The sequence below is a fragment of the Oceanobacillus sp. J11TS1 genome (genome assembly GCF_018333215.1).
Lineage (GTDB): Bacteria > Bacillota > Bacilli > Bacillales > Amphibacillaceae > Oceanobacillus.
In genome coordinates this window covers 117963-132605 of the sequence record NZ_BORO01000010.1, presented here as the reverse complement: position 1 = coordinate 132605, position 14643 = coordinate 117963, and the positions used below count along the sequence as shown (strand labels likewise).

General features: G+C 36.7%; 9 protein-coding genes, 1 pseudogene and 1 CRISPR repeat array. Of the genes and pseudogenes, 8 read left to right on the top strand and 2 right to left on the bottom strand.

The features are described 5' to 3' along the window. Window positions 1-589 precede the first annotated feature (589 nt). The 7 genes and pseudogenes from cas3 to cas2 all read left to right on the top strand — a co-directional run bounded on the left by cas3 (window position 590) and on the right by cas2 (window position 9001). The gene (cas3, locus tag KI343_RS10225; protein ID WP_212926318.1) at window positions 590-2980 is read left to right on the top strand and encodes a CRISPR-associated helicase Cas3'; all 2391 of its coding nucleotides are present in this window, start codon (window positions 590-592) and stop codon (window positions 2978-2980) included. A gap of 565 nt (window positions 2981-3545) precedes the next feature. After that, the gene (gene cas5c, locus KI343_RS10220) at window positions 3546-4262 is read left to right on the top strand and encodes a type I-C CRISPR-associated protein Cas5c (protein ID WP_212926324.1); all 717 of its coding nucleotides are present in this window, start codon (window positions 3546-3548) and stop codon (window positions 4260-4262) included. Further along, entirely contained in the window at window positions 4259-6205 is a 1947-nt protein-coding gene (cas8c, locus tag KI343_RS10215) for a type I-C CRISPR-associated protein Cas8c/Csd1 (protein ID WP_212926317.1), read from the top strand. Before cas5c ends, cas8c begins: the two co-directional genes overlap by 4 nt. Further along, the gene (gene cas7c / locus KI343_RS10210; RefSeq protein WP_212926316.1) at window positions 6180-7031 is read left to right on the top strand and encodes a type I-C CRISPR-associated protein Cas7/Csd2; all 852 of its coding nucleotides are present in this window, start codon (window positions 6180-6182) and stop codon (window positions 7029-7031) included. Before cas8c ends, cas7c begins: the two co-directional genes overlap by 26 nt. A 1-nt stretch (window position 7032) precedes the next feature. Further along, window positions 7033-7677, top strand: coding sequence for a CRISPR-associated protein Cas4 (cas4, locus tag KI343_RS10205; protein ID WP_244856882.1), 645 nt, complete (start codon window positions 7033-7035; stop codon window positions 7675-7677). Then, a pseudogene (cas1c, locus tag KI343_RS10200) lies at window positions 7674-8703 on the top strand (type I-C CRISPR-associated endonuclease Cas1c). The gene cas4 and the pseudogene cas1c overlap by 4 nt, the downstream one beginning before the upstream one ends. Window positions 8704-8710: 7 nt before the next feature. Next, window positions 8711-9001 (top strand): CRISPR-associated endonuclease Cas2, encoded by a 291-nt coding sequence (cas2, locus tag KI343_RS10195; protein WP_212926314.1) that lies wholly within the window; start codon window positions 8711-8713, stop codon window positions 8999-9001. A 511-nt stretch (window positions 9002-9512) separates the two neighbouring features. Then, window positions 9513-11645: a CRISPR direct-repeat array (repeat unit 32 nt; unit sequence TTCGCACCTTATATGGGTGCGTGGATTGAAAT). Between the two features lie 214 nt (window positions 11646-11859). Here cas2 and KI343_RS10190 read toward each other — a convergent pair. Beyond that, window positions 11860-12000 carry a hypothetical protein gene (locus KI343_RS10190; RefSeq protein WP_212926313.1) on the bottom strand — a complete coding sequence of 47 codons (141 nt, stop codon included), beginning with the start codon at window positions 11998-12000 and terminating at the stop codon, window positions 11860-11862. Between the two features lie 444 nt (window positions 12001-12444). On the opposite strand from KI343_RS10190, the gene KI343_RS10185 reads away from it, so the two are divergent. Then, complete coding sequence (locus KI343_RS10185) at window positions 12445-13179, top strand: MurR/RpiR family transcriptional regulator (RefSeq protein ID WP_212926312.1); 735 nt, start codon at window positions 12445-12447, stop codon at window positions 13177-13179. An 87-nt stretch (window positions 13180-13266) separates the two neighbouring features. Here KI343_RS10185 and KI343_RS10180 read toward each other — a convergent pair whose 3' ends face one another. Further along, window positions 13267-14640, bottom strand: a complete 1374-nt coding sequence (locus tag KI343_RS10180; protein ID WP_212926311.1) for a class-II fumarase/aspartase family protein — start codon at window positions 14638-14640, stop codon at window positions 13267-13269. Window positions 14641-14643 lie beyond the last annotated feature (3 nt).

The following is a 14643-nucleotide window of genomic DNA, read 5'->3' as shown; positions in this document are numbered from 1 at the left end:
ATAAAGGTATTTTGATTTATACTTTGAGACATGGTAGGGTCTCCTTTCTTGATTTTTTGTCCAATTTCGAGGGTACCCTACCTCTTTTTTTATCTCAACTATTTTACACAAACTATTTTACGTCATCCCTTTTATAAAAATTAAAACAAATAAGTTTCTATGATATACCAAAACTTAGTAGGAATGTAACTAGATTCATTGACTTTAGTGGAATTTCCTTTTAAGCATCCTGCAAGTTTCAGTCTCTTCCCTTATGAATAAGAAATTATTCGAAATCTAATTATTGGATATAACACTTAAAAAGAAAATTAAAACTTTATTGTAACTACTAATAACGTTCGATGACTTCAGATGGTCTCTCCCTTTCTGTTTCTTTTTTCCTTCTTACAGCCAGTTACATCGCGATAAATTAATCGAACTAAGAAATAACCAACCCGATGCCCAAACATACCTTCAATAAGTTTCCTCAAGAAATTTCTACGTTTTTCACCTATCGCCATAGATTAAGTAATATCTTTTTTCGAAATAGTAGATTTTTTAAAATAATATGATAAAATTAAACTAGAAAAAATCGTAGGGGGAAAATTCATTGAACCATATCGCTCATATCCGAGAATCAGATAAAGAAATTCAATTGTTGAAAACGCATTTAATGGAATCCAAACAAATAGCTGAACTTTTGGGTTCGAAACTGAATTTAAAATATGTTGCCGGTTTATGCGGTCTTTTACATGATATCGGAAAGTACAATCCCGACTTCCAAACGTACATATATGAAGCCGTCTTCCACCCAGACGAGAATATCTATAAACGTGGAGAAATCGATCATTCTACAGCCGGAGGAAAACTTATATTTGAACTTCTTCATCAGAAGAAAAATACACCTTATGAAAAGCTGTTAGCGGAAATAGTAGGAAATGCCATTATTTCGCATCACAGCAACCTCAAAGACTACCTTTCAACAGAAAGAGGAGAATCGCCCTTTCTTTCTAGAGTACTGAGAGAAATCCCTAATTACGACATGATTAAAGAATCCTTTTTTGAGGATGTTATTTCATTTTCTGAACTACAATCCTATATTCAAAATGCAGTTAAAGAAATAAAACAATTACCACTTAATTATAAAACTAGTGTCTTTATAACAAAATACATATTTAGCTGCCTTATTGATGCTGACCGGACAAATACAAGAAATTTTGAGAACGGAAAACCGGACAAGACAACGGTGGAACATTCCGATTTTTTCTATAACTACTACAATTCATTAATGCAGCATCTGGACCAATTGAAGAATAACGGAAAACGGACTCCTATTAATGCATTGCGTGAAAAGATGTCTCAAGAATGTGAAGACTTTGCTTCCAAGCCTTCTGATATTTATACGTTATCTATTCCTACCGGCGGAGGAAAAACATTGGCAAGCTTCCGTTATGCTTTAAAGCATAGTTTGGAATATCAAAAGCAAAGAATTATTTATATCGTACCTTACACAACCATTATCGAACAAAATGCCAATGAGATTAGAAATATCCTGAATGATGACGAACATATTTTAGAGCATCACTCTAATGTAATTGAGCAAACCGAAAATGAATACGATGCTATAGATGATGGTTACATCGCTAAAAAACAGAAATTAAAACTGGCAAAAGATAATTGGGACAGTCCTATTATTTTCACTACCTTAGTCCAGTTTTTAAATGTCTTTTATGCCAAAGGGAATCGAAACACGAGGCGCTTGCATAATCTAGCAAATGCTGTAATTATCTTTGATGAAGTCCAAAAAGTACCTACAAAGTGTGTTTCTCTATTTAATGAAGCAGTTAATTTTCTAAAAAGAGATGCGCATTCCAGTGTAATTCTTTGTACAGCTACACAACCTACGCTGGAGAACGTTTCTCATCCGATACAAATTAAGGAGGAAATTATTCAAAATCTTGATGAAGTGGCCGATGCCTTTAAACGAGTAGATATTATAGACAAGTCAGAGAATCCTATGACAAATCAAAATATAGCAGATTGGATAATAGAAGATATTAATCAACTGGGATCTACTTTAGTCATTTTAAACACGAAGTCCGTTGTGAAAGAATTATATGAGTTACTCAAAAATAGTAATATTCCTGTTTACCATCTCAGTACGTCTATGTGCGCAGCGCACAGAAAAGAAAGTTTAGAAACAATTCGAGCGAAATTAAATGAACAGGAACCGTTTGTCTGTGTCACTACCCAGTTGATTGAAGCTGGAGTGGACGTAAGTTTTGATTGCGTTATTCGCTCTGTTGCAGGTTTGGATTCTATCGCCCAAGCAGCTGGTAGATGTAATCGGAATGGAAAATATCAAACTAAGCCCGTATATATCATTCAACATGCACAGGAAAAATTATCTCGTTTAAAAGAAATCAAATTCGGCAAAGAGGCTTCTGCCCCCCTCCTTGCTATGTACAGGAAAAAACCAGAGAGATATAACCACAGTTTATTATCTCAAAAAGCGATGAAAGAATATTTTATAAACTATTATCAGAAAAATGAAGCCGATTTAACTTTTTTCGTCCCAAAAATTGAAAGACACCTTTTCAAGATTTCGCTAGAGCAGAGACCAGATGAAGTGAAGTCTTATAAATCGAAAACATCTGCTTCTTACCCTTTACTCCTGAAGAGTGCTCTAGATACAACAGCTAAGTATTTTCAAGTCATTGACGATAACACAACATCTTTAATCGTCCCTTACGACAGAGGAAAGGATATTATCGCTGAATTAAACAGTAATCAGCAAATAGATAAATTATCTGTCTTACTTAAATCAGCACAGCAATATTCTATTCAGGTTTATCCGCAAGTGTTTCAGGAATTAGTAAAGGAACAGGCCCTTGTTTCCCACTTTGATGGGATGATTTATGAATTGAAAGATGGATTTTATGATGAGGAATATGGATTGGATTTACAAGGGAACAGTCAATTAGAGGATTTGTTTTTTTAAATGTCGATGGCTGGCTTCTTTAATAAAGAGCCAGCCCCCATCAACATCACAAGTGATAATATAAAGATTTCAATCCGCGCACCCATATAGGATGCGAATTTATAGATAATACTATTCAAAATTTATTAACTATACATATAATATTATACATATATAGTTAATAAAAATATATAGTAACAATAATAATACTTTCCTTTAAATTATTACTATTTGATGTAGATGAATTTTTATTATAAAAAGCTTGACTGACCTAATTTAGTAAAGTATAGTTTAATTGTAAACAATTTTCTGAATTGGGTGAGAGGAGGTTCTAAAGTGATACTATCCAAAAAGAAAACAAAAAAATAAAATTAAATCTTTTGATAGGAAAAATATGTATAAACTTTAAAAAGAAAATCGAATATTAAAGAGTGAAGTTGAGATAATAGAAGCCATAGAAAACAACACTTAAAACTACAAAATTACCAATTTTCACTCTAATATTTTAACTTATTTCTTTTCATATAAAACACTACCCAGAAAGGAGGAGCCATTGATATGCCTAACCACATATCAATCACCCAAAATGAAAAATCAAATTGAATTTGAAGTATTCGGAGACTATGCTCTATTTACAGATCCACTTACAAAATTAGGTGGAGAGAAACTCTCTTATCATGTACCAACCTACCAATCCATAAAAGGCATTACGGAATCCATTTATTGGAAACCTACCATTTTATTTTATATCGATGAAATTCGTGTGATGAAACCGATTCAGATGGAGTCAAAAGGCATACGCCCTATTGAATATGGAGGTGGTAATACACTTGCTAATTACACCTACCTGAAAGATGTTCATTATCAGGTACGCGCTCATTTTGAATACAATGAACACCGTCCTGATTTAGCACATGATCGCGTCGACGGAAAGCATTACAGTATCTTAAAGCGCTCTCTAAAAGCTGGAGGAAGAAGAGATATTTTCTTAGGTACAAGAGAATGTCAAGGATATGTGGAACCTTGTGAATTTGGAAGCGGTGATAGTTACTATAAAGAAACTCCTGAATACCATCTTGGTACCATGGTTCACGGATTTAATTATCCTGATGAAACTGGAAAAGATGAGCTTTCTGTTCGTTTATTCAGACCTGTCATGAAAGAAGGAATTATACAGTTCCCCAGACCAGAAGAATGTACAATTGTACGGAAAATAAAAGGAATGAAGCCAAAAGATTTTAATGAAAATAATACGCAGACAGCAGAAGAATTACTTCAACAATTAGGAGGGGAATCATATTGAGTTGGCTATTGCAGCTGTATAAAACATATCAGGTGAACGAGCAGGCTGTTGGTACTACCGAAAAGAAATATGAAAATCGTGAATTTACCCTTCTTCCGATTGCGCATACAACACAGAATGCCCACATGGAAGTAATAATTGATGAGGATGGTAATTATTTAGACGCTAATATATTAGAAAAAGCTAACACGCTCATTCCAACAACAGATGATTCAGCCAGCCGTTCCGGTTCAAAGGTTGCCCCTTACCCGCTTCACGATAAATTAGCGTATGTTGCAGGCGACTATGAAAAATATGGAGGAAATGTGAAAAAGCTAGAAATCACGCCCTTTCAAGCATATATCAATAACTTAGAAAAATGGGTACACTCTCCATATGGTAATCATCGTATCCGCTTAATCTATGAATATATAAGAAAAGGAACACTCATTGAAGATTTGGTTGCAGATGAAAAATTAATAACAGATAAAAATCATCTCCTTATCAGTAAATGGAAGAAGGAGTATGAAGAAGAACTCGGAGAAAAACCTGATATATTCTCCAGCGGGGCAACGGATCAATTCAGTGTATTTGTTCGCTTTACGACTTATTCTGCAGATGGAGTCCCTGTTTGGAAAGACAAAGAAGTATTTGACTCCTTCTCTAATTACTATAAAAGTCAAATGGAAAAAGAGAAAGAGCCAGATACTTGCTTCGTAACTGGAGAAGCCGCACTGACAACAGAACGCCATGCTAACAAAATCCGACATGCCGCTGATAAAGCAAAATTAATTTCATCAAACGATTCCAGTGGTTTTACATACCGAGGACGTTTTAAAACCAGTCAAGAAGCAGCAGCTGTTAGTTACGAGGTGTCACAAAAAGCACATAATGCCCTAAAATGGCTGATTCATCGCCAGGGCAAAACAATTGATAACCGTGTATTCTTGGTATGGAACATTTCCGAGGATAACAAATCTACTGCTGAGTCGGCTAATTTAGACGCGCCAGATCCAACGGAAGATTCTTTTCACTTCTTCACAGATTCAATTGATGAAGAAACTTTTGTTCCAGATACACAACAATCTTTTGCTCAACAATTTAAAAAGGCAATGGATGGATATAAACATAATCTCTCCTCAGACGATAACATCAATGTCATTGTACTAGATTCAGCAACAACAGGAAGACTGGCTGTCCTTTATTATCGCCACTTAAATAAAGAACATTATTTACAGCGCATAGAGGATTGGCATAAGAATTGCTCTTGGATTCATCATTACAAAAAAAGAAATGAACAGCGCGTCTCCTTCTACGGTGCGCCAGCCACAAAGGACATCGCTTTTGCTGCTTATGGGGCAAGAGCCAATGAAAAAGTGGTTAAAGGGCTGATGGAACGCATTCTCCCTTGCATTATAGATAACCGGAATATCCCGCGTGATATTTTAAGAAGTGCATTACAACGCAGTTCCAATCCTGTTTCCATGGAAAATTGGGAGTGGGAAAAGACATTGAGTATTACCTGTGCATTAGCACGTAAATCATTATTAGAAAAAGAGGAGGAATGGAATGTGGCTTTAAATGAAGAAAGTACGGATAGAAGTTATTTATTCGGAAGACTATTAGCTGTTGCAGACGTCTTGGAAAGAAGTGCATTAGATAGAGAGGAAAAAAGAGCTACCAATGCAATACGTTATATGAACTCATTTTCAAAACAACCCGCCAGAACTTGGCTAACATTGCAAAGCAGCTTGCAACCTTACCAGGCAAAGTTAGGTGTAAAAGCTACTTATTACACTAAGTTAATTGATGAAATAGCCGATAAATTTAGTGAAGAAGACTTTAATAACTCTCCATTAACAGAGAAATATCTTTTAGGTTTATATAGTCAAAGAAAATCACTATACACAAAGAAAAACAAAGAAGGAGATGGAAATAATGACAGTACTGAACAAGAAAATTGATTTTGCAGTAGTTGTATCTGTAACAAACGCTAACCCGAACGGAGATCCATTAAACGGTAATAGACCTCGGCAGAATTATGATGGTCATGGGGAAATTTCTGATGTGGCTTTAAAACGTAAAATTAGGAATAGATTACAAGATGCCGGAGAACCTATTTTTGTCCAATCAAATGACCGGAATAACGATGGTTTTAAAAGTTTAAAAGATAGAGCAGATTCAGATGAAGCATTAAAGAAAATGCTAAAATCCAAAACAGCTTCAGAAGAGGAATTCGCACAGATTGCTTGTGAAAAATGGATAGATGTACGCAGTTTTGGACAGGTTTTTGCTTTCAAAGGTTCTACTCTATCTGTAGGTGTCAGAGGGCCTGTATCAATTCACACCGCAACTACTGTCAGTCCAATTGATATTGTAAGCACACAAATCACCAAGAGTGTCAATTCGGTTACTGGAGATAAAAGAAGCTCCGATACAATGGGAATGAAACATTGGATTAACCACGGTTTATATGTTTTTAAAGGAAGTATTAATACACAGCTGGCAGAGAAAACAGGATTTACTTTTGATGATGCTGAAAAAATAAAACAAGCTCTTGTCACTCTTTTTGAAAATGACAGTTCTTCCGCAAGACCAGATGGCAGTATGGAAGTGAACACCGTATATTGGTGGGAGCACAGTTCCAAATTAGGACAATATTCTTCCGCTAAAGTTCATCGCTCCTTGTCAATTAAAGCTGATAAAGACGATCCTAAGTCTTATGATGATTACACAATTACATTAAATGACTTGGACGGTCTGGAACCGGAAATCATTACAGGGCAATAATATGGAAGATTACCTTCTTTTGTCCGGACTTCAGCACTTTCAGTTTTGCAAAAGACAATGGGCCCTAATTCATATTGAACAGCAATGGGAAGAAAATGTTAAAACGGTGGAAGGGAATTATCTTCATAAAAAAGCAGATACCCCTTCTATAAAAGAAAAACGTGGAAATAAAATTATCGTACGTGCCATGCCAATACACTCTCAAGAATTAAAAGTCACTGGCATCTGTGATGTGGTTGAATTTATAGAGGACGAGAACGGTGTAGATATTGTTGGACACGCTGGTAAATACAAGGCTTTCCCTATTGAATATAAGAGAGGAAAACCGAAAAAAGGAAAAGAAGATATTGTTCAATTAGTTGCCCAGGCTATTTGTCTGGAAGAGATGCATCTGACTGATATCGATAAAGGTTATTTCTACTACCATGAAATAAGAAAAAGAGTGGAAGTTAATATTAGTGAGGAGTTAAAGAAATATGTTAAAGAATTAACCGATGAAATGCATCATTACTATCGGAAAAAGCATACACCAAAAGTAAAGACAGGACCCCACTGTCAAAGCTGTTCTTTGAAAAATATATGCCTGCCTAGTTTAATGAATAAAATTACTGTCCAACAGTACCTGGAAAGGAATTTGTATGGATGAGAAAATTATTAAATACCTTGTTTGTGACTCAACCAAAAATCTATTTATCCTTAGATGGCGATAATATCGTCTTAAACCAAGAAAAAGAAAAGCTTGGCAGAGTGCCTTTGCATAATTTAGAAAGTATTGTGAGCTTCGGATACATCGGAGCGAGCCCTGCATTAATGGGATACTGTGCAGATAATAACATCAGTATGATTTTTCTTACAATGAACGGAAGGTTTTTAGCTAGAGTTACTGGGATGAGCAGAGGAAATGTACATTTACGAAAAAGACAATATCATATTTCTGATGATGGGAACTTCTGCGCTCATATCTAGAAATTTTATCATTGGTAAGTTATTTAATCAAAAGTGGATGTTGGAAAGAGCTAAAAGAAACTACCCTCTTCGTATTGATGAAGACAAAATAAATGACATCTCTGCTAAACTTTCCAGAAAAATAAAAGAGATCCATCGCTGCAGTGACCTTGAGAGACTAAGAGGTCTGGAAGGACAAGCTGCCACTTACTATAACCAGGGCTTCAACGTAATGATTTTACAGCAGCAGGCGGATTTTTATTTTTATTCAAGATCTCGAAGACCACCAAAGGATAAAATAAATGCATTATTATCTTTTGCTTATACATTACTCGCCAATGATACTGCTGCCGCTTTAGAAACAGTAGGTCTTGACGCATATGTCGGTTTTATGCATCAGGATAGACCAGGAAGAGTTTCTTTAGCACTAGATATGATGGAAGAATTGCGAGGAATCGTCGCTGATAGATTTGTTATTTCCATGATTAATCGGAAAGAAGTAACTGCAAAAGATTTCATCGAAAAAGAAAATGGAAGTGTGATTTTAACAGATGAGGCCAGGAAGAATTTTTTACAAAAATGGCAGAAAAAAAAGCAAGAATCCCTAAAACATCCTTTTCTAGGAGAGACGATTTCCTGGGGGCTTGTTCCCTATGCACAAGCATTACTTCTAGCAAGATTTTTACGCGGAGATTTAGATGAATACCCTCCATTTTTATGGAAGTAGGTGTAGTATGTTAATTATAGTTACTTATGATGTCAGTACTTCAAGTATTGGCGGACAAAAACGCCTTCGTAAGGTAGCAAAGACTTGCCAAAATTACGGTCAACGGGTACAAAATTCTGTGTTTGAGTGCATTGTCAACTCTACACAATATACTGTTTTAAAAAATGAAATACTTAGTATAATCGACACCGATAAGGATAGTATTCGATTTTATCGTTTAGGTGATAATCACCATTCTAAAGTAGAACATTTTGGCATAAAGGAGTCTTTAGATTTAGAAGGCCCTTTGATTTTCTAAATCAATTTATTGGATTGGTGCTAACCTGAAGTGAACATGGATTACTAAGGAGGTTAGCACCTGTTGTTTCCGGCGGTTTGGTAGGTATTTTTAAGAAATAAAATGTTTTTTATGAGTTCAATTTTTGGGTTAGCACTTTTACACCTATCAACCGATGTTGTATATAGTCTGATACCGTTCGCTTTCGCACCTTATATGGGTGCGTGGATTGAAATCGATACTCTCAAGTTTGTCCTCGATTGCTAGATTTTCGCACCTTATATGGGTGCGTGGATTGAAATATTCCATGCATCTTCGTCTAATTCAAAATCATCATTCGCACCTTATATGGGTGCGTGGATTGAAATATAGCTTGTGTTTGCTCGTTAGTCTTTGGCACATAGTTCGCACCTTATATGGGTGCGTGGATTGAAATCGTATGGCCTTGTGGATGACGATAAACTGCGGGTTCGCACCTTATATGGGTCGTGGATTGAAATCGGAATTTGAATTATAAAGTAAAAGATAAGGAGTTCGCACCTTATATGGGTGCGTGGATTGAAATTGACATTGTCAGTAACTCCGATTTTTATAAAAACTTCGCACCTTATATGGGTGCGTGGATTGAAATCAGCAAAACCAAATCCCTCAGCAATCTTAATTAATTCGCACCTTATATGGGTGCGTGGATTGAAATTCTAACCTTAGCTGAAACTGCTGCAAATAATGGCTTCGCACCTTATATGGGTGCGTGGATTGAAATACCAGGAAATGGTGGAGAAAAAGCTTCAAAGCCTTTCGCACCTTATATGGGTGCGTGGATTGAAATCACATAAAGCGGCTATAGATTCCGGCGACCAAGCTTCGCACCTTATATGGGTGCGTGGATTGAAATAATTTGTGTTTGTAATTCCGTAAGTTGTGATTCTTTCGCACCTTATATGGGTGCGTGGATTGAAATGCCAATCTCAATGCGTTTAACAAAGAAGGCATACTTCGCACCTTATATGGGTGCGTGGATTGAAATCCCTTTTGTTTCTTCCAAGTCGAACGCCTTTGCTTCGCACCTTATATGGGTGCGTGGATTGAAATACAGCTTACTATAGCTTTGGATCCATACGATAATTCGCACCTTATATGGGTGCGTGGATTGAAATAATCCAGCGAATTAAATCCAGAGAACGTGGATGATTCGCACCTTATATGGGTGCGTGGATTGAAATAAAGATGCATTTACTCAAATTCGAAACATCTTGATTCGCACCTTATATGGGTGCGTGGATTGAAATTATGGATGAAACAGAAAGGGAGAAGTTTTTGGAAATTCGCACCTTATATGGGTGCGTGGATTGAAATCCCACAAATTTATGAGTAAAGATGAGAAATTAGATTCGCACCTTATATGGGTGCGTGGATTGAAATGATAAAATCCCACACATGACGATTGCCGGAATGATTCGCACCTTATATGGGTGCGTGGATTGAAATGTCATCTGACACAAACATCACCGCCTTGGTGTATTCGCACCTTATATGGGTGCGTGGATTGAAATTAACCAAATGGCGCGAATCCCCTCCACACGGATTTCGCACCTTATATGGGTGCGTGGATTGAAATGTTATTCCAATGCAGCTGCTATCTTACTATGCATTCGCACCTTATATGGGTGCGTGGATTGAAATTAAATTGAATCAGCCCATCAAGATAAATGAACTTTCGCACCTTATATGGGTGCGTGGATTGAAATGATGGATTAATCAAATTTAAGGAGTGAATCGCGATTCGCACCTTATATGGGTGCGTGGATTGAAATTACTTTGCTTGTTTTCAATTTCTTACACCTTCCATTCGCACCTTATATGGGTGCGTGGATTGAAATCTGGAGACTTCCATCTTGTTAATGAAGTCAAAGCTATTTCGCACCTTATATGGGTGCGTGGATTGAAATTTATTTTTGCCTTGGTATTTTTGACCAATCGGGCTTCGCACCTTATATGGGTGCGTGGATTGAAATATATGATGTTGCACCAAGCACATGAAAATACTCTTTCGCACCTTATATGGGTGCGTGGATTGAAATAATGCTGTAATTGAAGAAGGCGGGTTTAAAGACTTCGCACCTTATATCGGTGCGTGGATTGAAATTTACCGTACCGCCTTGCAATCCGGAATATTCCGTTCGCACCTTATATGGGTGCGTGGATTGAAATTTTAAAGTAAAACCCTTCAACACCTGTTACTGCTTCGCACCTTATATGGGTGCGTGGATTGAAATTACATAAGGATTGTATATTGTGGCGGGCTTTGATTCGCACCTTATATGGGTGCGTGGATTGAAATTTCCATATCATCCTTGCGAAAAACAAAGGTCTTTTCGCACCTTATATGGGTGCGTGGATTGAAATTCTCACTGTGAAGGGTGCGGATTTGTCTGCAATTCGCACCTTATATGGGTGCGTGGATTGAAATCAAGAAAGCGGAAGAAGTTAATTTGGATTTGGCTTTCGCACCTTATATGGGTGCGTGGATTGAAATCGTTGTACTTGGGAATTTAACTACAGCTTTTGGTTCGCACCTTATATGGGTGCGTGGATTGAAATACAAAGCCAAAAGATATGTCCTGATTTATCTCTTCCCACCTTATATGGTTACGTGGATTGAGATAAGTCTGTGAGTTAATTTAATTTCGGACGAAAAAAGTAGGTAGATATGAGCCATGCCCTTGCGGAAGTTTCATGGAAAATAATCCTCTATTGTTCCAGGTATTGGAAAACATCATACTGGAGGAGTTCCGTAAATAAAGCAAAACACTCAGTGGGAGAAGAACAAAAACTCCTACTGAGTGAAGTTTCGATTTATCGAATTTCTGAACACGCACTTATAGTCTTTTTTTAACTGCTGTTAAGGAAGTATCTATAATCGAAATCATTTTTTCTACTTCATCTTTTGTGATACAGAATGGCGGTGCAAATGCAATGGTATCCTGCCCTTCATAAACAATCGCCCGGCCGATCGCCATTCTTGTTGATGCTTGGTATCATACATATAATTTCGACATAATTTGTTAAATTCCTTTTAAAAATTTAAATAAGTTTCTACGATATATTAAAACTAGGACAGGAATGTAAGTAGATTCATTGATACTTAGGGGAATTTTCCTTAAGCCTTCTGTACGTTACATTCTCTTCCCCTATAAATAAGAAACTATTCATTCACTAATAGATAAAAGTATAAATGGGCCGATTTTGGGAGACGAAAACTGGGGTAAAAATGCATACGTCCATTTCCTTTTGTGACGGTATCTCTTATCCAAATCAAGTCATACAAAGCTTCATGGTAAATCATTTTAATCCTTCCCATAAAATCATTAGACAACAGGGCTCTGTTAAATTTAGCTCATATGGTGTACGATAATGTTAACAACATGTTTGCTTTTTAGAACCTTGAATTGGATGGGAAGAATATGTTTGATGTATTGAAGAACTACGAAGAAATGACCACAAGTGAAAAAAGAGTACTGAGCTATATTATGGAGAACCAGGACCATATTCCACATATTAAAATTAGTGATTTAGCAGAGGAAACCTTTGTTTCGAAAACTGTCATCATTAACTTAGCGCAGAAATTGGGTTTTTCCGGTTTCAGGGAAATGAAATACTTTATCAGTCGGACAATTCTTGAAGAAAAGTCTGAACAAGAAAGTCAAACGGTGTATCGAGAGGTTTTAAAAGAGTCCATTGATAAGACATTCTCCCTCGTTACCGAAGATCAGCTGCATGAAACGGCGGCTAAAATCAAAGCTGCAAAAAATGTATTTATTATGGCCAGAGGAACAAGTAAAGCTGCTGGTCATTATTTGGAACATCTCTTATTGACAATCGGGATTCAATGTATTTTTATAAAGGATTATAATCTATCCGAAGTATTTACTGATTTTGTTGCGGAAGATGATATTGTCATCTTTATATCAATATCAGGAGATACGAAAAAAATTATTGATACTGCTAAAAAGATTCATTTGAAAAAAGCAGATATAATCAGCATCACTTCATTCCGAACAAATGAATTGACCCGTTATGCGACGAATAGCCTCTTTTGTTATACTGACAAAGCTAATACTAGTAAAAATGATACCATTTCAAGAACTGGTTTTTTTCTTACCATTGATTTGTTGATTGATAAATTAGCAAACATTTAATTCGTACGTATTTCTAGTCTGTTTAAGACAATAATAGCAGCAAAATAGCACCCTTCTCATGAAAGAAGAGCGCTATTTTGCTGTTGATTAACCGCCATAGTTTTGACTGATTTCCTTCGCAGTTTCTTTTGCCCTCGCAGCTTCTTTTTCCGCTAACTCCGCAGCTAAGCCGATATAGTTACCGGGCTCAATCATATTCTTTATTTCTTTATCATTGAAGTTTGCTCGTATTTGTTCGTTTTCCCTTAAGTTATCATAAAATTCCTGGCCTTCCGCTGCTGTCTTCATCGCAATTCCATACATTAAGGAATGCGCCTGATCCTTCCCTAATTTTTCTGCCAGCTTCATCATCACATATTCACTATTATCAAGACCTCTGTTGCGTTTGGCATTATGAAGCATTCTATCTTTATGGACAGTCAGTGTTCGGGTCAATTCTTCACAGCGTATCAAAATTTCTGTTATTAGCTCCATTGACTCTTCCAGCAGTCCGTCAAACAGCATATAAGAACTGCTGTCCCCCTCATATGGGCGTACCGCTGAATACATTCCTGTACCAGGGAGAGAATAAAGCTTCTGGGAATTTGCGATAATCCCTTTGGCAAGTTTTGGATTGATTTTATGCGGCATGGTGCTGCTGCCGACAGTTCCTTTACTGAATCCTTCAGATACTTCAGCAATCTCCTCTAACGTTGTACTGTATACCTCCTCGGCAATTTTATGACAGCAATTCGCTAACAGAGCCAAATTCGACATATATTCCAGTTTATGCGTACTTATATTTCTGGAAGGTACAGCCATCGGGTACATACCAACCAGCTCCGCAACCCTGTTTTGAACTTTCATCCCGATATCAGGCATAGAACTGAAAGTACCTACTGCACCACCCATCATTATTTGAAAGACTCTTTTTTCCGCTTCGGCCATGCGTTGATAACAATTAATAAATTCACTTATCCAGACAGATACTTTATAGCCGTAAGTGATTGGAATAGCATGTCTCCCATGCGTTCTTCCAGCCATTACAGTGTTTTTATTATCGGATGCCAGCGTACTCAAGTTTTCTAAAATCTGGCCAATCAGGCGCATAAATATCGTATGAGCTTTCTTTAGAATATAAAGCTGTGAGCTTTGTTGTATATTTTGTGTAGTAATCCCGTAATGGACATATTTTCCGCTGTCAGGTGGACAGGCCTTCACCAGAACTTTCAGGAAAGGTACAAAACCATGACCAATTTCTTTATAGATACGGTCCATTTCCTTCAAATCTAAATTTTCCAGCTTGGCAGCATCTTTAATTTCTTCTGCTGCCTTCTTAGGAATAAAATTATATTCAGCCTGCGCCTCAGCCAATGCCGATTCAAACAAAAGCCAGGTTTTGTATTTTTCCTCTTCTGTGAACAGACTTTTCAGACCTTGATCATCGATTGTTTTACTTTTAGAATCATATAGTGCTTTCATAAT